Annotated in this window: 18 protein-coding genes and 1 pseudogene; 2 read left to right on the top strand and 17 right to left on the bottom strand. The window is 38.9% G+C overall.

The window, feature by feature from the left end:
• Positions 1 to 306 precede the first annotated feature (306 nt).
• The 15 genes from ACOOE0_RS00225 to ACOOE0_RS00295 form a co-directional block, all read right to left on the bottom strand.
• Positions 307 to 630 carry a hypothetical protein gene (locus ACOOE0_RS00225; RefSeq protein ID WP_420400487.1) on the bottom strand — a complete coding sequence of 108 codons (324 nt, stop codon included), beginning with the start codon at positions 628 to 630 and terminating at the stop codon, positions 307 to 309.
• Between the two features lie 14 nt (positions 631 to 644).
• Positions 645 to 1,733, bottom strand: coding sequence for a sugar kinase (locus tag ACOOE0_RS00230; RefSeq protein ID WP_420400488.1), 1,089 nt, complete (start codon positions 1,731 to 1,733; stop codon positions 645 to 647).
• Complete coding sequence (locus ACOOE0_RS00235; protein WP_420400489.1) at positions 1,730 to 2,404, bottom strand: bifunctional 4-hydroxy-2-oxoglutarate aldolase/2-dehydro-3-deoxy-phosphogluconate aldolase; 675 nt, start codon at positions 2,402 to 2,404, stop codon at positions 1,730 to 1,732. The genes ACOOE0_RS00230 and ACOOE0_RS00235 overlap by 4 nt, the downstream gene beginning before the upstream one ends.
• Positions 2,405 to 2,458: 54 nt before the next feature.
• Positions 2,459 to 3,904 carry an aldehyde dehydrogenase family protein gene (locus tag ACOOE0_RS00240; protein WP_420400490.1) on the bottom strand — a complete coding sequence of 482 codons (1,446 nt, stop codon included), beginning with the start codon at positions 3,902 to 3,904 and terminating at the stop codon, positions 2,459 to 2,461.
• The gene (locus tag ACOOE0_RS00245) at positions 3,876 to 5,039 is read right to left on the bottom strand and encodes a mandelate racemase/muconate lactonizing enzyme family protein (RefSeq protein ID WP_420400491.1); all 1,164 of its coding nucleotides are present in this window, start codon (positions 5,037 to 5,039) and stop codon (positions 3,876 to 3,878) included. The genes ACOOE0_RS00240 and ACOOE0_RS00245 overlap by 29 nt, the downstream gene beginning before the upstream one ends.
• A gap of 58 nt (positions 5,040 to 5,097) precedes the next feature.
• Entirely contained in the window at positions 5,098 to 6,105 is a 1,008-nt protein-coding gene (locus tag ACOOE0_RS00250; protein ID WP_420400492.1) for an L-rhamnose/proton symporter RhaT, read from the bottom strand.
• A gap of 452 nt (positions 6,106 to 6,557) precedes the next feature.
• On the bottom strand, positions 6,558 to 7,859 hold the full coding sequence (locus ACOOE0_RS00255; RefSeq protein WP_420400493.1) for a GntP family permease: 1,302 nt from the start codon (positions 7,857 to 7,859) through the stop codon (positions 6,558 to 6,560).
• A 169-nt stretch (positions 7,860 to 8,028) separates the two neighbouring features.
• Positions 8,029 to 8,913: an AraC family transcriptional regulator gene (locus ACOOE0_RS00260; protein ID WP_420400494.1), complete on the bottom strand. Its 885-nt coding sequence runs from the start codon at positions 8,911 to 8,913 to the stop codon at positions 8,029 to 8,031.
• 239 nt (positions 8,914 to 9,152) lie between these two features.
• Positions 9,153 to 11,123 (bottom strand): glycoside hydrolase family 127 protein, encoded by a 1,971-nt coding sequence (locus tag ACOOE0_RS00265; protein ID WP_420400495.1) that lies wholly within the window; start codon positions 11,121 to 11,123, stop codon positions 9,153 to 9,155.
• A 27-nt stretch (positions 11,124 to 11,150) separates the two neighbouring features.
• Positions 11,151 to 12,716: an MFS transporter gene (locus ACOOE0_RS00270; protein ID WP_420400496.1), complete on the bottom strand. Its 1,566-nt coding sequence runs from the start codon at positions 12,714 to 12,716 to the stop codon at positions 11,151 to 11,153.
• Between the two features lie 192 nt (positions 12,717 to 12,908).
• A complete protein-coding gene (locus tag ACOOE0_RS00275; protein WP_420400497.1) occupies positions 12,909 to 13,703 on the bottom strand; it encodes an alpha/beta hydrolase in 795 nt (264 codons plus the stop codon).
• A 9-nt stretch (positions 13,704 to 13,712) separates the two neighbouring features.
• A complete protein-coding gene (locus tag ACOOE0_RS00280) occupies positions 13,713 to 14,831 on the bottom strand; it encodes a Zn-dependent alcohol dehydrogenase (RefSeq protein WP_420400498.1) in 1,119 nt (372 codons plus the stop codon).
• 10 nt (positions 14,832 to 14,841) lie between these two features.
• A complete protein-coding gene (locus tag ACOOE0_RS00285) occupies positions 14,842 to 16,086 on the bottom strand; it encodes an NAD(P)/FAD-dependent oxidoreductase (RefSeq protein WP_420400499.1) in 1,245 nt (414 codons plus the stop codon).
• A gap of 6 nt (positions 16,087 to 16,092) precedes the next feature.
• Positions 16,093 to 16,401, bottom strand: coding sequence for a 2Fe-2S iron-sulfur cluster-binding protein (locus tag ACOOE0_RS00290; RefSeq protein WP_420400500.1), 309 nt, complete (start codon positions 16,399 to 16,401; stop codon positions 16,093 to 16,095).
• Complete coding sequence (locus ACOOE0_RS00295; protein WP_420400501.1) at positions 16,389 to 17,570, bottom strand: cytochrome P450; 1,182 nt, start codon at positions 17,568 to 17,570, stop codon at positions 16,389 to 16,391. The genes ACOOE0_RS00290 and ACOOE0_RS00295 overlap by 13 nt, the downstream gene beginning before the upstream one ends.
• A 232-nt stretch (positions 17,571 to 17,802) precedes the next feature.
• On the opposite strand from ACOOE0_RS00295, the pseudogene ACOOE0_RS00300 reads away from it, so the two are divergent.
• Together ACOOE0_RS00300 and ACOOE0_RS00305 are read left to right on the top strand one after the other, a co-directional pair.
• A pseudogene (locus ACOOE0_RS00300) lies at positions 17,803 to 17,901 on the top strand (AraC family transcriptional regulator); the annotation flags it as partial.
• Between the two features lie 9 nt (positions 17,902 to 17,910).
• Positions 17,911 to 18,564: a helix-turn-helix domain-containing protein gene (locus tag ACOOE0_RS00305; protein WP_420402244.1), complete on the top strand. Its 654-nt coding sequence runs from the start codon at positions 17,911 to 17,913 to the stop codon at positions 18,562 to 18,564.
• On the opposite strand, the gene ACOOE0_RS00310 is transcribed toward ACOOE0_RS00305, so the two are convergent.
• Both ACOOE0_RS00310 and ACOOE0_RS00315 read right to left on the bottom strand, forming a co-directional pair.
• Positions 18,548 to 19,144, bottom strand: a complete 597-nt coding sequence (locus tag ACOOE0_RS00310) for a YhgN family NAAT transporter (protein WP_420400502.1) — start codon at positions 19,142 to 19,144, stop codon at positions 18,548 to 18,550. The genes ACOOE0_RS00305 and ACOOE0_RS00310 overlap by 17 nt on opposite strands.
• A gap of 3 nt (positions 19,145 to 19,147) precedes the next feature.
• Positions 19,148 to 19,777 (bottom strand): hypothetical protein, encoded by a 630-nt coding sequence (locus ACOOE0_RS00315; RefSeq protein ID WP_420400503.1) that lies wholly within the window; start codon positions 19,775 to 19,777, stop codon positions 19,148 to 19,150.
• Positions 19,778 to 19,795: the final 18 nt, after the last annotated feature.

The raw sequence follows: 19,795 nt of genomic DNA on the forward strand, positions 1-19,795 counted from the left end.
AAGTTTATAAGTCTGAGTTATTCAGTTTTGTAATAACCATACCTTTAATTTCAAGCGAAATAATCCAATTTCTTAATCCACAAATCTTTTATTTTAGATAATTGGGGAAATAAAAAACCTAGATATAGAAATTGATAATTACTTGATATCTTTTACAAAAGAAGTCTTATATCATTTTTCATTATCAGCAAAATTTACCAACGTTTAACATTATTTTAACCGATATGAATATTTAGGGGTTAAAAAAGGGTTAAACCTCATAGATGACTAAGAACTCTCTACCCTCTTCGAATGGTAATCCAGTTGCTAATTTGAAAGCTCCATGAACTCAACAGGGGAGCCATTGTGATTTATGAAAGCCACGCGAACACCCTCTGCAGGTGAAAATGTTTCTACGAGTATCCTCTTGTTTTCCAATGCTTCTTCAATATTCTCGACCAAATATGCTACATGGGGTAATTTTTGCATCATTTCGGGCATTGGGCTATCAGCATCAAACTTAATCCATTCCACTCCAAATTCATCTTTGTCAAATTCTGTGTAATGTATTTTACCGGCTTCATAAAAACCATCCCAATCTTTTTCTTCGGTCGTTGGAATACCTATATGGCTAAATTGATATTTCATCATGATGTTATTTTTGCTTACCTAACCACTCTTCCTGAGCCCGATCCTCCCATTAATGCCTCAACTTCCTTTCTGGTGGAAAAATTGAAATCCCCTTTTATGGAGTGTTTTAAACACGAAGCGGCAACTGCATATTTTACCGCAATCCCAGGGCTGCTTAATTCCGGTGTGGTAAGCGCAAAAATCAATCCACCTGCGAATGAATCGCCCCCTCCTACACGATCTACAATGTTTTTAATTTGGTAAGGTTGATAATTACCTTCTTTATCCAACGGTGCAAAAAAAGGTTGGTCCGATTTCGCATCAAAAAGCATTGCTCCCCAGTTGTTATGGGAAGCCGAAAGACTTTCTCGCAAGGTTATGGCAACCTTGCCCACATTGGGAAACTGTTTTATGACTTGTCTTGCCACATCCGGATATCTTGAAATATCCAAGGAACCTGAATGTACATCGGTATCTCCAGCTCTAATTCCTAAAACATCATGACAATCTTCTTCGTTGCCAATAACGACATCAATAAAAGGTAGAATCTTACGCATGGTTTCCTGGGCTAGTTCCCGTGCAGATTTGGATTTATCCCATTTCCATAGTTTACCTCTAAAATTCAAGTCTATTGAAACGGAAGCTCCAGCGTCTTTAGCTTTTTTTGCTGCCACCAAAGTAGCTTCAGCGGCGTTTTTGGACAAAGCTGGGGTGATGCCACTAAGATGAAGCCATTGCGCATCATCAAAAATTGTTTTCCAGTCATATTCTCCTGGCGGCGTGATCGCAATGGATGAGTCTTCTCTGTCATAAATGACATTACTTGGGCGTTGGTTAGCACCTGTCTCCAAAAAATAAAGCCCTAAACGGCCCCCATCTGTCCTTATTATACAGCTAATGTCAATTCCCACGGCTCGGACAGCATCCATTGTAGCCTCAGCCAATGAGTGTCTTGGCAAAGCAGTTACGTATCTTGCCTGCCCACCAAAATTACATACTGATGCCGCAACGCTAGCTTCTGCGCCGGCATAGGTAACTTCAAATTGCCGGGATTGACGTAAACGTAAATTAGCAGGTGAAGCAAGTCTACCCATGATTTCACCGAATGTTACTACTTTCTTCATTTCCTAGTTCTTATTTTTTTTATCAGTTCTGAGATTTCTTTCGAATTTTTAGTTATTCCTTCCCAATCCTCACTTAGTATTAAAGGTCTTTTTGCAATCCAAGAACCCCCAACGGCTGTAATTAGAGATGATTCTAAGTACGTTGCCGCATTATTAATGTTAACCCCTCCTAAAGGGATAAATTTTAGATTTAAATATTGGTAAGGAGCAACTATACTTTTAAGGTGTTCCATTCCTCCGGATGTTTCCGCAGGAAAATATTTTAGTATTTGACAACCTTCTTCAATGGCAACTTCAATATCGGAAGGAGTCATAATTCCCGGCGCAAACGGAAGTCCGTGCTTTCTTGCTTCCGCAATTATTTTAGGATTACAACCTGGGGCCACTGCAAAATCGGCTCCAACATCTACCACAGCTTTTACCTGATCTATACTTATAACCGTTCCGAAGCCTAATGTAACTTGTGGTACTTCTTTTTTAATGATTTTGGCTGCATCAATCGCAACAGGGGTGCGCAGCGTTAATTCAATTGCACTGACCCCACCTTTCAACAGAGCTTTTGCTAGAGGAACGGTATGTCTTAATTCATCAATAACCAAAACCGCAACCACACCAGCATCATCTACTTTTTTGATTATTTCGGGGGTCATGGCCCGTTGTTTAAAACTCATTATATAATTTTACTTTGTTAAACTCAACTAGCAGTATATTACCTTTGCCTTAATTTATTGAAGCGCTAGTGAAACTCTCTTTTTTATAAGATAATCGTCAAGGGCATATGTAGAACAATCCACACCAATACCGCTATTCTTTACCCCTCCATGTGGGAGGTAAATATCATATTTTACACCATTAAGTTGCACTTCACCAAATTCTAATTTATCGGCAAAGTAATTCAGAGTTTCTTTGTTTTCTGAAAACACATAAGAGGCTAGACCTGCATCGGTGTTATTGGCCAAAGCAATGGCTTCTTCTTTGGTTTTAAAGGGTACAATTAAAGCAACTGGACCAAAAATTTCGTGATTTAAAACTTCAGCTCTATTGTCAAGTTTTATAACTGTTGGCTCAAAATAAAATCCCGTCCCTTCAATTGGGCGGCCACCAAAAAGTAATTCACCGCCCTGGGTAATGGCTTTAATAATGATGCTGTGAACCTTTTCTACCGAGGCTTCATTGGTCAACGGCCCCATATCCGGTTTATTCTCTCTTCCAAAGCCTATTTTGGCATTTTTGAATTTTGTAACCATCCCATCACAGAAATCATTGATTACCGATTCCTGGACAAAGAACCGATTTGGCGCGACGCATATTTGGCCCGAATTGCCAATCTTAAGAGCTGCTCCAGTATTTACAGCAAGGTCCATATTTGCATCTTCGAAGACAATAAAAGGAGCATTACCACCGCACTCCATGCTATATCGCTTAATGGATGTTTTACTGCTTTGTTGTATCAATTTTTGGGCGGTTTCCGTTGAACCAATCATAGTAACCAACCTAGGAATTTTACTTTCACAAAGCGGAATACCAACCTCTTTCACATCACCGCATATAATGTTGATGACTCCCTTTGGAAAATTAATTTCTTGACAAAGCTCGCCAATAATGTATGCAGATAAAGGAGAAAATTCGGATGGTTTTAAGATGATAGAACATCCGGCCGCAAGTGCTGGACCCAATTTAAACCCAAGATTTAACAATGGGAAGTTGTAAGCTAAAAATGCAACAGCAACGCCAAGTGGCTGTTGTTTTAAATGATGCACATGAGTACCTTCCTTATCATCAATAGCAATATCATTTCTTTTCTTGATTTCTTCAGAATAATACTGTAATGAATTGATAATACTTGTAAAATCCTCACCTGAACCTTCCCATATTTTTCCCATCTCATACATAATGCTAGAGCGAAGCAACTCTTCATTTTCAATGAGTTTGTTTCTTAGCTTATCAATCCAATCCAGTCTTTCTTGCAAGGGTAATTGTGACCAAAATTCGAAACCTTCTTGGGCGGCAATCAATGCTCTTTGTGTGTCCACTTGATTCGCCCATGCTATTGTAGCAATAGGTTCTTCGGTGGCAGGGCAAATTACCTCGAATTTTTTTTGATCGGCTGCTTCTGACAGCTTGCCATCTATGTATAATTTTTTATGACCGTACTTTAACATTGGATTCATCAGTGTTTATTTCAATGTAATTCTCTAAAGCATCTAAGTCCACATCGACTCCTAGACCAGGAGTTTCTGGAACTTGTAAGATTCCTTTTTCTACTATGATGGTACTCTTGGTAACTTCGTCCCTTAAAGCATTTTCTGTCCGATCCAACTCCATGGTGGGCATATCACAATGCATTCTACCAGGGTTTTTATCTAGATTACCCACAAAATGTACAGCAGCATTGATGGCTATCCAAGTACCCCATGTATGTGGCACTACATCTTTACTATAGGCCTGAGCTAAAGTTGCTATCCTTTTAGCTTCCGTAAGCCCACCTGTGGCACAGATATCGGGTTGTGCAATGTCTACACATTCATTTTCGAGCAAACGTTTGAAGCCGTATTTTAAGTATTCACATTCGCCACCAGCAATGGGAATCGAAGTATTCGCTCGTAGCCTTCTATAACCCTCATAATCTTCGGGTGAAACGGGCTCTTCAAACCACGCTATATTATATTTCTCAACTTTATTTGCAAGTTCCAAAGCTTCTCTATAGCTGTAGGCATGATTCGCATCAATCATCAACTTCATTTCCGGCCCAATTGCTTCTCTAATGGCAGATATATACTTAATGTCCTCTTCTATACCCAACCCAACCTTCATTTTTGTTGCGTTAAAACCCTGGGCCTTATAAAGAAGGGCTTCTTCCACTAACTTTTCCTTAAGATTGTCCACTCTAGTGAAATATAATCCCGTAGCATATGGCTGTATCAATGGGTTTTTAATCCCACCCAAGAGTACTGAAACAGGCAGTTGCAATAATTTTCCTTTGATATCCCATAGCGCTACATCTATAGCACTTATAGCAGCCTGAAGTGAACCACTTCTCGCATAATCCAAAGACTTATGATACATCTCTTCCCATAATATTTCGTGGCCCAAAGCATCCTTGCCCACTAAAAATGGCTTGAAATATTCTATGCCGGACTTGATTACATCTGCGGGTCCATAGCCTTCCCCCCAGCCATATGTACCATCTTCCAAAATTACCTTTACAATGCATATTCTTCTTGTATCATATTGTCCTTGAGAGAAATAGAACGGAGTCTCAAGTTTGCACACGATGATATACGGTTCAATTTTAGCTATCTTCATTTAATATTTTTTAATAATCAAAACATCGTCTTGAAGCGATATCATGATTTTTTTTTAATTAATAATTGGAGTATCCTAAAATGCAAATCGCAAGGATTAATACCCCCAGACCCATTAATAATATGGTGAAAGGCTTTTTAGCGTTTTTCCATTCGCCAGCCCGATAGGCCCAAACGTTACTTATTATCAAAGCCAGACCCAATAAAATAGGCCAGCCAATTACCGGACCCATATCGCCCATTAGTGCAGCTCCTTGCCCATAAACTCCAAGGGCTGCAAACCAAAAAATTCCTGACACTATAGCCCAGGTGTACGCCTTTCTACTGCTAGGTGAATTATAGGATCCCCATGATTTATTTTGTGCTAAACGTAAAATTGCATATCCTCCATTCATGAGAAAAGCACCTAAGAGCACCACCACCCATGAAGCCAAGCTAGCATTTTGAGTTCCAACCCCGTATTGGTCTATGGCCACCTTAGCGACCAGGGCAGCATTTGAGAACCCAACATTTAAAAATGCCGATAAAACACCGGAAGCTACAGCTATGAACACTCCTAGCTTAATGGCCTTGTCCGGCGCGGAGCTTTCTGCCTTTAGTCTGTCCCTTTGTACTCCGGCAATTGCCGTAATCGCAACACCCACCAACAATAGGGCGACTCCTACCAATATAATTGGAAATGATGGTTGAGATATTGCCCCTTCTATTTGAAACAAGGGTATTATAGAGCCCATAGAAGCAGCCAACCCCATCACTATCCCATATGTAATTGAAATTCCAGTTTTCTCCACACTAACTCCAAATAGTATACCCCCTACACCCCATAGAAAACCATAAAATGCAGCCAACCATAAAACTGTACTTTCAGTATTTGCAATTACACTGAACAAATCAGGAATGACTAAAAGCGCCCATAAGATTGGGACCAATATCATGGCAACAAATGCATGTATAAGCCACCATGCTTCCCATTTTAATGGGGCCATATATTTCATACCCAATCCAAAAGTTCCTTGAAAGAAACTTGCCAGTAAAACTAAAACAAGGGGAAGTAACTCAATTTCCATAAAATTTATTTACAGCAAATTAAGTTTAATACAAGGTACTTCAACCTATATAAATTAACTTGAATTAGCATTATTTTAACCAAATACAGGTTTTAAAAATTATTTTGTGGATTGTTACGGTCACTGTGTATGTATTCAAGTTACCTATCCCGTTTCGGAGAAAGCATCAAAAACATTCAACTGTAGATTAAATCAACACTTTAAAAATACTTTAGAACAATTTAGATAGTGTTTAGCTGATAGATATAATTCTGCTAACATGGATGTAAAAAAAAAAAAAACGGCAAGAACGCTACCATCTCGCCGTTTACATAACCGAACTAAAAACTAACTCAAATATTTATAAATAACTCTTGAAGTATATTATAAACCTATTTTGCTCAGATACAAATCTAAATCAAATAGTTGTTTGGAAATGAGTGAAATTTATCTCGTGCAAGTACTATTTTATCCTATGAATATCTGAAAAGGTATAGCAAAAAGACTATTAAACCACCAGATATCGAAACAACACAGGTTAGCAGGCTAAATGTTTTTAATAGCTTGGAAACTGAAATATCATGGACTTCCTTAAATAGCCAGAAAAAACTACTGTTAACATGTATTATGCCCAAAGATCCAGCCCCGATGGCAGCGGCTGTTAATTCCGGAGTAAGTACGCCATTGGTAACCAATGGGGCCATAATGGAGGAGGTGGTAATAAGTGAAACTGTTATAGAACCTGTTACCGAAGTAAAAAGAAAGCTTAACAAAAATGGTATAATTATACCGGTGGATGCAAAATCTCCTGATTGACTGAATAGAGCATCCACAATGTGTGAATCCTTGATTACCTGACCAAATGCCCCCCCTGCTCCTGTTATCAAGATAACCGGGGCAGATTTTGCTCCTGAATTTTTGAAAAACGCGTTCAAATCTTTGGAAAAATGTTTCTTTTTTAAAAGGGGTAGTGAAAGCAGAACACCAATCATTAGAGCCCAAACAGGATTCTTAACGAATTCTAAAAATGCATTCTCTGTTGTAAATGAGGTGCCAATTGACATCAGTACCAAAGGACTTAACAATGCTAAAAATGGTAGTGTTTTTTTGAACCCTTTAATTTCAATTACATTTTTTGAAATATCCTCATTTGTATTTGTCAAGGGTTGTGTTAACTTATTTTTGTTGTATTTAATCCAAATAAGACCTCCAAGAACGGCAAATAAGGCAACCAGCACATTAAATGGGATGATATTACCAATATCCGTCTCCAACAAGGCCGCAACCGCCAAAGGGCCTGGTGTGGGAGGAATTAGGGCATGGGCTATACCAAGGCTCATGGCAAGCGATAAGCCTAAAACCAATATAGAGTGTCCCGATTTTTTAGACAGCACTATAATTGTTGGCAATAAGGTAAGATATGCAACATCAACAAATACGGGAATACCCACCAAAAAACCAATAATAGCCATACTAAGGGGTAGATATTTAACCCCAAATAAATTTATTATGGTATCAGCAATAACATCCGCTCCACCAGTCACGGACAATATCTCGCCTAACAAAGTGCCAAATAAAATGACCAGACCAATCCATTTTAACGTATTCCCAAAACCATTTAAAAGACTATCTGTTGTCTCTGTTACCGTACCACCCATGGCAAGCCCCAGGATTAACCCCAAAATCAACAAAGTGGGAATAGGGTGAATTTTTAAAACTGTTACGGCTACAATAAGCAGAACAAGACAGAAAATAAGGATTAAAAGGCTCGTCATAAATTGGCGCTCTATACAATACAGGCTATTGAGGTTTTAAAACTAACTGGATAGCATTCTAGCCAATTACCACGAATTACCCAATGGCGGTATTATTTTATCCAGAAAATCACGTATTTGGAGTTTAAACCCATTCCCCCTTGCAACGAGTAAATATTATAAGTATCGGTTAGGCAACTTCCACATTGGTCTCGTACTTTTTCATGTATTCAGTTGGGGTAATGTTCATCAATGATTTAAACTGCCTGTTAAAGTTTGTAAGTGTGTTAAAACCTGATTGGTAACAAATTGTCGCGATTTGAAGTCTCCCCTCAATAAGTAGTTTGCAAGCATGCCGTATTCTTATTTCATTCAAAAATTGCGAGAATGACTTCTTTGTTCTTTTCTTGAAATATCTACAAAAAGCATTTGGTGTCATGTTAGCAATGGAGGCCACTTCCTTTAGTTCAATTTTTTTGTCAAAATTCTCATTAAGAAATGAAATAATCTTGGCCATTCGTTCTTTTTCGTCTTTTCTAAAAGAATGACTGATTTCTTCAGCACACAGGGTCTTACAATTTTCACTTATGGACAGAATATCTAAAATGTTAAGAATGCCAATGACACTCGCCAGTCCCTGACTACCCACCAAACCAACCATATGACTATGCACCAAATAGGAAACGGCTTTTGAAAACTTAAGCCCTCTATTTGCCTTTTCAAATAACATTTGAATTTTACTTGATTCCGTCAACTCAACGAAAGTCTCACCCAAAAACTCTTTCTCAAACTTGACCACAATAAGATCAACCCCTTCAATTTCTTGATTGTTTTCATAATACTCTTTGTGGTTTCTAAATAAATGTGGAACATTGCTTCCAATTAAATAGAGCTCTCCTGGGCCAAAGTTACCTATAGAATTACCCACATACCTTGTTCCGGTACTCTTGATAAAATAAATTAGTTCCAGCTCCTTGTGATAATGCCAGTCTTGCTCAATACAAGGGATTTTGTCTTGCCTCGCCATGAATGAACGACCAGGTTTCCTTTCAGTAGGTTTGTATGTTAGTCTCATAGCTTTTAAAATTAAAATCTTAACTAATTTCTGGTTAGTGCTATGGAATACACTCTATTTATTCAATATGGCCAAATATACCCAAAATATGAATATTTCTCATTTTTTATGATAAAATAGTGCAAGTCTTATTTTGTGCTCATACTTCAATTCTTTAAAACTATTGAATTCAAGGAACAATCCAATAGAAGGAAAAGGCAATGTTATTGAGGAAATTATAAGCGCATATCAAAAAGGTGTTACCAAACAACAGGGACAAAAACGGTCATTTCCGCTTCCCCACGGTTACTCCATGCGAAGTAAGGCACAAAAGTGGTCTCAAGAGGCTCCCAATCGAGCTGCTTTACTGTGGAATATAATTCATCAGAACAGTGTTTTCGCAATAGCGTACTGGCATTGATGGTTGATACCCCGCCAAGAAAGTCTGGCCTGTGGGTTACTTCAAAATTGGTTTTTCCATCAACGTATACATCCAGAATATTGGTGTTCTTAGGTAAATCAGGCGATTCTACGCAATAAACAACTGGACCGCGTTTAATGGCAACTTGGTTTCTTACCTCTTCTATTCGTGGATGCCCTTGAACGAAATTAGCTTCCATAGGTATACCCAGCGAAATAACATCGCCAGCTTTCCATTTTCTTTCCAACTTGGTAAAATGTCCAGAAATGATCTCTTCCGTTACAGCGTCCCCATTGACTTTCAATGTTGCTTCTTTTGACCAACCCGGTATTCGCATCCATACCTCAAAAGGTGAGTCCTTACATTGATCAATGGTAATTGTCACCTGTCCTTCCCAAGGATAGTTGGTCTCCTGTGTCAATACAAGTACAGAGCCATCTTCCAAGGTGGTTTCCAAATTGTTGGCGCCGAAAAGATTTATGGCTATTCCGTTTTGTGTGGTGCTGTATGCCCATCCAGCAACTTTGGCCAATGTCCGAACTAAATTGGGCGGACAGCAAAAACAATCCAAATAGGGTTCGCGATTAGGAGTTTCGGTGGAATTTTCATGAGCCCCATACTCCCTCGAATTGTGTACCATACGAAGTGGGTTGGCATAAAAGTAGTCCTTACCTTCAATACTGATTCCAGAAAGACCACTGTTATAAAGCACCAGTTCAATAATATCCGCGTATTTTGACTCCCCATGAATACCCAACATTCTATAACTGAACATCGCGTTGCAAAGGTTGGCGCATGTTTCATTATAGGCGGTCATATTGGGCATCATGTACGCATCAATAAAGCCCTCTTCAATCATATCCAAATTTGTGGATGCCCCATAATGCGCCTGCCCAACAGCACCTGTGATATACATTTTTTTACCGGTCACATTTTCCCATAACCTATCCAAGGCTTCTATAAGCGCCTTTTCACCTGTTTCCGCATACACGTCGGCAGCGCCAGCGTAATAATAAAGTGCTAAAACGGCGTGTCCCACTGCTTCGCTAGATTCACGAAGAGGGGTTCGCTCCTGCACCATATCACCAATAGGATATCCTTCTGTTGTGGAATGATGCTCTACACTGTACACTCCCCTATTATTGATGAACTTTTCGGCTAAGTGTAAATACTTTTTATCTCCCTTAAGTCGATATAATTCCACCAACCCCATAATTTGGGTTTGATTAAACCCGAATCGCCCATAGTGCTTGGTGTTCGGCATGAATATGGTGTACAATAAATCCGCATGTTTTATGGCGATTTTCAAGAAATTATTTTTACCGGTCAATCGATGGTGAACACAAGCACTTATCAATAAATGGCCAGTATTGTACATTTCGTGATATTTCCGGTTCTCGTAGCGGTCCGCATCATCTCTTAGTTGAATTTGAGTCTGGAGATAACCATCCGGCTCCTGTGCTTTTGCGATTAAATCGATATACTCGTCCAACTCATGGAGCAAGGCTTCATGACCCGTTTGCGCATATATATAAGTCTTGGCCTCCATAAATTTGTAAAAATCCCCGTCGTGCCAAAACATTCCTTTATGCTCTCCTGATTTTTCGCCTGCAGCAATTTTGAAATTATTTAGCGCATGGCCAACATCCCCGCAGAGCACTTTGCCCATATAGGGGACCATAACTTCTTGGGCTGTCTTTAATTTATTGGCCCAAAATCCTTCTGTCCATCGACAATCATCAATATTGATACCCCTTAGTTTAACATGAGGACTTTTAGCAGTATTTATGGTGGCTTTATTACTGGTCATGCTTCAAATGTTGAAATTAAATGTCGGTTATTTTTTTAACAGCACTAGCTGTACTTCCTCGATACTCATGTTCTTTGTTTCCCTTAAGTAGAAATATAGGATAAAGAGTCCTATGGCAACTGTAAGAGCGTAAAACAGAAAAATGGCACTGCTGCCCATGGTGGCCAACTGCCACGGAAAAAATTGCTGCACCAGATAGTTGGTGAGACTGGTTATGATGGTAAAGAAAGGAATTGCGATACCCCTAATGGCAACTGGAAATATTTCAGAGAACAAAACCCACATTAAAGGTCCAACTGAAAAATGAAACGCAGCAATAAAACTAAACAAGCCTAATAGCACCAATGTAATATTCAAACTTGTAGCTTTCTCCAATAGAATACCTGAAAAATCTCGCGCATCGGCTTCTCCCAAAGCTTCCCTTAAAGCCTGCTTGAATTCAGTATCACTTTTAAATTCTTTGTCCACTAAAACATTTAAGCGTTCGTGCTTAGGTATATCCGTCAACTCTACCAATGACCCACTTTTTAGTTGATACCGCGCAGCATTAAAACCGTAAGAACACAATCCTAAACTAACAATGATCCAGGCCAATCCAATTATGATCATTGGTCTACGCCCTACTCTATCAACCATCAATATTGCCAAGACTGTGAATACCAGACTTATTAATCCAATCCACACGGCCTGCATGAAAGCGGCATTTGTACCCAAACCCAACTGCTCAAAAACAGTTGGTGCATAGAACATTATTGCATTAATACCTGTGGACTGCTGTACAATTGCAATGGTAGTTGCAATTATTAAAATGTTGCGCATTGGTTTACTGAAAACCGTCTTCAACTGCGAAACCATAGTCCGATCTTTATGATCCTTAGCCAGTCCTTGACGGGTTTCTTTTATGCGCCCGTCAATTTCATTTTCTGGCACTATTTTACCAAGTACCTTGGAGGCTTCGGTAATCTTGTTTTTATAAATTAACCAAGCTGGACTTTCTGGAATTCCGAACAAAAGTATTAGCCAAACCAATGCAGGTAAAATTTCGGTTCCAAGCATCCAACGCCAAGTATTTTGGTCAATTCCCAACGATTGCACCCAAGAAACATCACTATTGGTGTATTGCAAAATGACATAATTGATAAAATAAGCGGCTGACAACCCAATCACAATGTTTATTTGGGTCATTGAAACCAATTTGCCCCGATATCTGGGTGGTGCAATTTCGCCGATGTACATAGAAGCCAACGAAATGGAACTAAATGCCAATCCGCCAATAAATCTTGCTATTACCAGCACCCAATAGCTAGGTGCCAGAGCAGAAGTTACTGCTGAAAACAAGTAGAGAAAAGCTACAATCTGCAAGGTTTTTTTTCGACCGAAAGCGTCACAAGCATAACCCGCAAAGGGCAATGCAATTAGAACACCCAATGCCGGTGCGCTTACGGCAGTACCCAACTGAATTTCATTTAATCCAAATTCTTGATTTATAAAATTGACGGTGCCTGAAATCAAGGCGGCATCCAAACCAAAAATCAAACCTCCGTTTGCCACAATGGTGGCATACACAAATGCTCTTCTCTTATATGAACCCATAGAATCAGTTTCATCAATTAAGTATCATGCAAAATACATGTTTAGCAAGCAAAGCTTTACTGCAAATATTCACCTTTAGTAGCTATAACTTAACTTTTAGGCCATTTTTTTGGTGTCAAAAGCACTTTTTTAACTTATATGAGATCTTACTGGACCACAAAATTGAAGTATAAGGGTTAGAGAGTTTTTTGCCTATATGGAGTTATTGAAAAACAGAAAGGTTTTTTCAACATGTTCTTGCCAATACGACCATTCATGCCTACCGATATACTCTTCATAAATATGTGGGATTTTCAGGTCCATAAGCTGTCGGTGCAATAATCGGTTCCCTTGAATCAATTCGTCATCCATACCACAGTCAAAACGTAGCTTAGGCAGATTTTCTTTATGTTCACTTAATATGTCGATTACATCATTATCACTTGATTTAAGTGAATAGGAATCTAAGGATTCTTCCACAAACAATGCCATTTCCTCAAATGTAGTTATAGCGCTATGGGCAGAAATTGCATTAAAAACATTCGGATGACCAGCACCTAGGCACATTGCTCCATATCCACCCATTGAAAGCCCACCGATACATAAAGACGAGTTTACTCCGGCCTCGTGGATGTTTTCACGAATGGCCAATGGAACATCTTCAACTATCCATTTGGAAAAGTCTTCAGATTTATGGGGTAAATAGCCAGACCCGTCACCCCATAAGCCATCTGAGGGCATGGCCACAATAGCGGGTTTAATTTTCTGTTCTGTAATTAATCTTTTTGCAGTGTGGTGAGCACCACCTTTCAAAGCCCAAACCCATGCACTACCATACACCCCATGCAATAGTATGTAAATTGGTAAATTGGTCTCCTTTTCAACATTAGGGACATACAAACAAATATCCCCCCGCCCGTTAAGATTTTCCGACTTTACGGTTAAGAATCGAAGGCCTGATTCAAATTCTTGATTGGATAATTCTATGGTTCTAAAACTTTTGGACATATGATCTAATCAAGTATTAAATACAATAACCCCTTTGGCATTTTTTCCTTTCAGCATATCGTCAAATGCTTGTTGCAAGTTATCTAGGGGGTAAGTTCTGGTAATCATTTCATCTAACAATAAATCCCCTTTATCATAAAGAGACACTAATTTTGGGAAATCTATCTGTGGCCGACATTTTCCGTATAGTGGGTTGATGTAAATTTTGTCCCATTCAAATAAATTCATGTCGATGGTAATTTCCTCTTCAATACCACTTACTTGGATGGCAGTACCGGCATTTCGCACCATAGAGAGTGGAGCAGCGCCTAAAGCAGGCACGGCAGTACATTCAAAGGCATAGTCAGCACCTCTGCCACCCGTTATTTTTTTGACTTTTTCTGCAGCTTGCTTCAATCCAACATCCTTTTTGCTTGTCTTAATGGTATGGGTAGCTCCAAATAATTTGGCCATTTTCAGTCGATTTTCATTAATATCAACAGCTATAATCTTTGATGCTCCAGATATTTTTGCCCCTTGAATAACGTTTAAACCCACTCCTCCTGCACCTAGTATAACGGCAGAACTACCGGCTACCAATTGTGCCGAATTTACAACAGAACCATATCCTGTCATTACCCCGCAGCTAAGAATGCTCGCAGAGGGCATTGGCATATTACTATCCAACTTTACACAAGCAGATTCTTTAACCAAAGCATATTCAGCCATGGTTCCAATGTTGAAAGAACGCTCTATAGGTTTGTTATTCCAAAGTGAACCCTCCAAATGTGCATGACCAGGGGTATAGCCGTTTCCACCAGCTGTCACTGGAGAATTATTCTCACAAATATGTTGGTTACCAGCTTGGCATTGAAAACACTTCATGCATGGTGTGGCCCAGTTTAAAATGACTTTATCCCCTACTTGAAAATTGGTGACCTCAGCACCAACCTGCTCCACAATACCGGCACCTTCATGACCCAACACAATAGGTTTCCCCCAGCTTAGGGAATCATAATCGGTATGGCACAAACCGGCTGCTTTAATCTTGACAATGATTTCGTCTCCTTTAGGGGTGGCAATAGTGACGGCATCAATGATGAAGTTTCCATCTCCTGTAGCTATCGCCGATTTGGACTGTAGTGACATCTATTTTTTTTTAATTAAAGCTATTTGGTTTAAAGGGCAGGTTAATATCCACTATTTTGCTTTTATCAATCCTTTGTCTAGAAACAATAAAGTTTGTACCTAGAATGTATGCCTTTGCAAAATTTACCGCATCAACTGCCAATAATTCATCTTCCTTAAAATACCACACTGAAAAACTTTTTCCCCCTTCTCTTCTGATCACAACATCGTCATAACCACTTGAGAGTCCAACAATTTGAAGTTTTACATCAAACTGGTCCGACCAAAACCAAGGAATTGAATCATAGACCACATTATCTTGCCCGCAAATAGCTTTGGCAGCAGTTTTTGCCTGGTCCAAAGCATTTTGAACGGATTCTAAACGGACATAGCGTTTGTAATGTGGGTTAAAATGATTGGTACAATCTCCAACCGAATAGATAAACTTATCATTGGTTTTGCCAGTTTCGTCAACCTGAATACCATTTTCAATAGCTAAACCGGCATCTTTGGCCAGTTCGGTGTTTACCTGAATACCAACCCCAAGTACAATGACATCCGTTTTATATTCGGAACCATCATCACAAATAACAGTGTTGTACCCATCATTTTGTTTTACTGAAGTTATGTTTTTATTTGTGAGAATTGCAATACCATTGCTTTGATGCAATTCAGTGAAAAAATCGGACATTACCCTTGCAGTAACCCTGGGAAGTACTCGATCTTCTTTTTCAAGAACAACAATCTTTGCTCCCAATTTGCTAAGAGAGGCAGCAGTCTCAAGTCCAATATATCCGCCACCAATAACAACAACACGTTTTTGTTTAGAAGAATTAACAGCTTTTCTGATGTTTGAAGCATCCTCAGCCGTGCGCATTGGGAACACATTTTGAGCAACATCCATTCCCTTTAATAAGGGTATGAAAGGACGTGCGCCAGTAGCAATTACCAATGTATCATAAGATTGAATCGAACCATCATCCAATGTTATGAACCGGCCCTTTCGGTTTATATGTTTTACTTCAATCCCAAGTTTAAGCACGATGTCTTCATCGATGTATCTCTCCTTTGGAAACAGCAAGCTTCGTTCAGTAATTTCTTCACTTGTTAAATATGTTTTTGAAAGTGGTGGTCTGTGGTAAGGAAACTCCTTGTCAGCATCAAAAAGAATTACAGCACCTTCCCAACCCTCTTTTCGCAGAGCAAAAGCCAGATTTGTTCCAGCATGGCTCGCACCAATAACAACACATACCTTGCTTTGGGTCAACACCGCCATATAAAACTATCTCGCAACTTTTAAAATCAATCCATCAGGGACCTCATTTACTTTCAATTGACAAGATAAGCGGCTGTATTTGTTAACATTATCATCAAACTCCAGCATATCTTTTTCGAGTTCCCCTGGCTCGCCAACGGCATCCCAGAATTCTTCGTTCACATGAACATGGCAAGTAGCACAGGAACACACTCCGCCACAATCTCCATCTATTCCCTTTACTTTGTTCTTAACAGCTAATTCCATAACACTGCCAGATGTACCTTTGGCTACAATAAGTTCACCACTGCCCGTTATAAATGTTATTTTTGCCATTCTTTTTGTTTAAGTCCACTGAATTTAACCTGAATGCTATTAAACCCAACTTTACGTTTAAATTCGTCCAAGTCTTCTATGTTTTCTTTGCAATCCAAAATTTCCATTGAACTTACTTTTTGACAAAGCACGGCCAAAAGAATTTTCATGATTTGACGTATATGTGTTGCTCCTAGACAATTATGCGTGCCAAAACCGAAAGCTACATGCGGATTCACTTTTCTGTCCAAGACCACCTCATTGGCTTTTTCAAACACACGCTCATCCCTATTGGCCGAGGCCCAACACAATGAGATTCTACTTTGGGCCTTAACAGCGTGTTCACAAACCAGAGTGTCTTCAGTGACCACACGCCCCATTTGAGTAAGGGGAGAGTAATAGCGAATCAACTCTTCAATGGCCGTATTCAGTATTTCGGGATCTTCCCTCAACCGTTGCAACGACCGTGGATGTTCAGCAAAATATGCTATGGAGTTGGTAACCGCATTAATGACCGTATCCCTACCACCGGCAAAGGTCAATGTCAAAACACCTTTAACCTCTTCTTTAGTTAGTTTTTTGCCATTGACTTCAGACGCCAATAAGACGGAATAAAAATCTTCCCTAGGGTTCTTAATCGCCTTTTCAATTGCTTGTTCGATGTAATTGTAGAGAAGATTTGCTTTCTCCTTATCCAAAGCGGTGTCTTCACTTCTAAACACATGTGTCCCCCATGAAATCCACAATTCAGATTCTTCATAAGGAATGTTCAGCAGAAGGGTAAGTGCCCTGGATTGTAATTTTAGTGAGAATTCTTCCACCACTTCCAAACTCTTTTTTTCGAGGGCTTCATCAACAACTTCATCAATAATATTCTTCAGTTTAGCTTGGTATTCCTCGTCCAATGGCCTTTTAAACCATGGTTCAACAAGATTTCTGTAACCTTTATGTTCCGGCGGGTCAACCTCAAAAGGTATCTGTCTAATGTCCCTGATATGGATTTCAGACGGCACAACTATTCTACCGACCTCTTCCCCTCCAGACTGGAATGTTTTCCAGTTATGCGCACATTTTCTGACATCTTTGTGGCCAAGTATCATTTTTACAGGGTCATTTTGGTCGTTCATTTTCCCCAAGCCCTTTTTGACCCTAGCCTCATGAAAGGGATCATCAAATCTACTTTTATCCATATTCCAACTTGCTTTAGGAAGCTAATGTTATACCCCAATAGCAAAGCTGGCAAAAATGAAAACAGTTTAAATTTCCTATTTTATCAAAATAATTAACTATTTTATCATTAATAATGATATATTCAAATATGTTTTACATAATAACATATAAATGAAGCCAATTCTTGAACCGATACATCAAAATAGGAGGAAAACAATTTCGGCTTTTGTTTACAATAAACCAGATTTTGAAATGCCCTGGCATTTTCATCCCCAACATGAGCTTACCTATATTGAAAAAAGTACAGGAACCAAATTTATTGGCGATTTTGTTGGCCCATATCAACCTGGAGAACTGGTCTTGTTAAGGTCAAATGTCCCGCATTGTTGGAAGAATCACTCTTCTAGCGATAATAGATCTGTATCTAACGTTGTGCAGTGGGATAAAGGTATTTTTGCAAAAATTCCCGAGTTACAGCCATTATTTTCCTTGTTGGGAATCGCCTCAAGAGGCATTCTGTTTGATCTTGAGGGATCTAAAACATTGGAGAAAGAAATAAAAAAGATGCCCAATTTAGTTGGTTCGAATTTGTATTCAGCACTCTTAAAAAACCTTTTAAAGTTAACTGAGCTTTCATATACTACCTTATCCGAGGCCAGTTTTAGAGATCATATGCCAAGTGAATTTGGCACCCGTATGTCCAAAGTTCACAATTTTACAGAGAGGAACTATCATCGGAAGATTTATTTGAGAGAATTGAGTGATTTAATCAATATTTCGGAGCAGTCTTTTGCACGATTTTTCACTAAAGTGATGGGAAGATCTTTTTTCGTTTTTTTAAATGAATACAGGATAAAAATGGCAGCAAAACAATTGGTAGACACGGACGATTCGGTCGCTCAAATTGGGTTTTCTTGTGGCTTCGAATCCCCTCCATTTTTTTTTAAAAAGTTTAAAGAAGCATATGGAATTTCACCAGGGAAATTCAGAAAAAAATTTAGAAAAGGACTTTGAACCCGTTAATCAACATTTGTACCGCCATCATTACCAGGATCATTCCCATAAGACGTTCAATGGCGTGAAGCCCTCGTTCCCGTAGAATTTTATAAAGAAAAGGGGCAGTCATTAATAATAAAGCACAAAGCCCCCAAGCAATCAACAGGGCAAAAAACCAATTCGACATTTGTCCGTCCTCTTGTTGGGTCAAAAGCATTAACATGGCCAATACCGATGGCCCTGCAATCATTGGAATGGCTATTGGCACAATAAATGGTTCACCTCCAGGCTGTTTCCCCATAACCCCATCTTTACTGGGAAATATTAACCGCAGCCCTATAATCAATAGAATTATTCCACCAGCAATGGTTACCGATTCCTGTTGCAAGTGCAGAAACCCTAGAATTCTCTGTCCCGCAAAGAGAAAAAGAATTAAAATTCCAAGAGCTATCAAGAGTTCTCTTATGATAATAAATCGTTGCCGTTTAGGCGGTATTCCTTTTAAAACTGACAAGAGTACGGGAATGTTTCCCAACGGATCCATTAAAAAAAAAAGCAAAACTGCTGTAGACAATATTGAAGTTCCTAAATCGGTCATTTGCTATGTTTTTTGGTTTCCAATGTTTTTACCTATTACTTGATTTTCTTTTGGAGCACTCTTTTTAATGTCAAGTGAATGCTGTTCAAATATACTTTCAACAATATCCCGTTTTTCATATATTTTAGATTCGAACATTTTTCTTGCCCCACTAAAAGAGTCATAGCCCATAATAATAAAGGTAAGTTCCACTTTTTTACCAATATCAAAAACATCTTCGAGGGTTAAGTTTTCCTGTTCATATTTTTCACTAATATATTTCGGAAATGGATATCTGGAAAAATCATTCGTATGATTTATATATAAATTGGCTAGAAGACCTCCTTTCGTGGTTGTCCTCAAAACAGGAACATAGTTCAAGTTGAGCTTCACATAAATGTCCTTCCAATTATTGGGCTGGGCTTCAAACAAACCGAGAATATGCAAACATGCGGTGATATTCAAATCAATAACATTTCGTTTGGCCAGATTGTTGAATTTCACCCTGTATATTGGCTCACCCCTTCGAACAATCTTACTTATTTTACTTGAAAACTGTATTCTAGGGACCAGATAACGATAAAGATAAAACCATACACAAAATGATCCCAGAGCGCCTAATATAACCCCAAAGATGCTTGATAATATAAACATGATTGACAATTTTGAAGA

The sequence above is a fragment of the Flagellimonas sp. genome (genome assembly GCF_965215805.1).
Classification (GTDB): domain Bacteria; phylum Bacteroidota; class Bacteroidia; order Flavobacteriales; family Flavobacteriaceae; genus Flagellimonas.

Coding starts and splice junctions, on each gene's coding strand:
- ACOOE0_RS00225 (WP_420400487.1), bottom strand. CDS start 630: ATGATGAAATATCAATTTAGCCATATAGGTATTCCAACGACCGAAGAA.
- ACOOE0_RS00230 (WP_420400488.1), bottom strand. CDS start 1,733: ATGAAGAAAGTAGTAACATTCGGTGAAATCATGGGTAGACTTGCTTCA.
- ACOOE0_RS00235 (WP_420400489.1), bottom strand. CDS start 2,404: ATGAGTTTTAAACAACGGGCCATGACCCCCGAAATAATCAAAAAAGTA.
- ACOOE0_RS00240 (WP_420400490.1), bottom strand. CDS start 3,904: ATGAATCCAATGTTAAAGTACGGTCATAAAAAATTATACATAGATGGC.
- ACOOE0_RS00245 (WP_420400491.1), bottom strand. CDS start 5,039: ATGAAGATAGCTAAAATTGAACCGTATATCATCGTGTGCAAACTTGAG.
- ACOOE0_RS00250 (WP_420400492.1), bottom strand. CDS start 6,105: ATGGAAATTGAGTTACTTCCCCTTGTTTTAGTTTTACTGGCAAGTTTC.
- ACOOE0_RS00255 (WP_420400493.1), bottom strand. CDS start 7,859: ATGACGAGCCTTTTAATCCTTATTTTCTGTCTTGTTCTGCTTATTGTA.
- ACOOE0_RS00260 (WP_420400494.1), bottom strand. CDS start 8,913: ATGAGACTAACATACAAACCTACTGAAAGGAAACCTGGTCGTTCATTC.
- ACOOE0_RS00265 (WP_420400495.1), bottom strand. CDS start 11,123: ATGACCAGTAATAAAGCCACCATAAATACTGCTAAAAGTCCTCATGTT.
- ACOOE0_RS00270 (WP_420400496.1), bottom strand. CDS start 12,716: ATGGGTTCATATAAGAGAAGAGCATTTGTGTATGCCACCATTGTGGCA.
- ACOOE0_RS00275 (WP_420400497.1), bottom strand. CDS start 13,703: ATGTCCAAAAGTTTTAGAACCATAGAATTATCCAATCAAGAATTTGAA.
- ACOOE0_RS00280 (WP_420400498.1), bottom strand. CDS start 14,831: ATGTCACTACAGTCCAAATCGGCGATAGCTACAGGAGATGGAAACTTC.
- ACOOE0_RS00285 (WP_420400499.1), bottom strand. CDS start 16,086: ATGGCGGTGTTGACCCAAAGCAAGGTATGTGTTGTTATTGGTGCGAGC.
- ACOOE0_RS00290 (WP_420400500.1), bottom strand. CDS start 16,401: ATGGCAAAAATAACATTTATAACGGGCAGTGGTGAACTTATTGTAGCC.
- ACOOE0_RS00295 (WP_420400501.1), bottom strand. CDS start 17,570: ATGGATAAAAGTAGATTTGATGATCCCTTTCATGAGGCTAGGGTCAAA.
- ACOOE0_RS00310 (WP_420400502.1), bottom strand. CDS start 19,144: ATGACCGATTTAGGAACTTCAATATTGTCTACAGCAGTTTTGCTTTTT.
- ACOOE0_RS00315 (WP_420400503.1), bottom strand. CDS start 19,777: ATGTTTATATTATCAAGCATCTTTGGGGTTATATTAGGCGCTCTGGGA.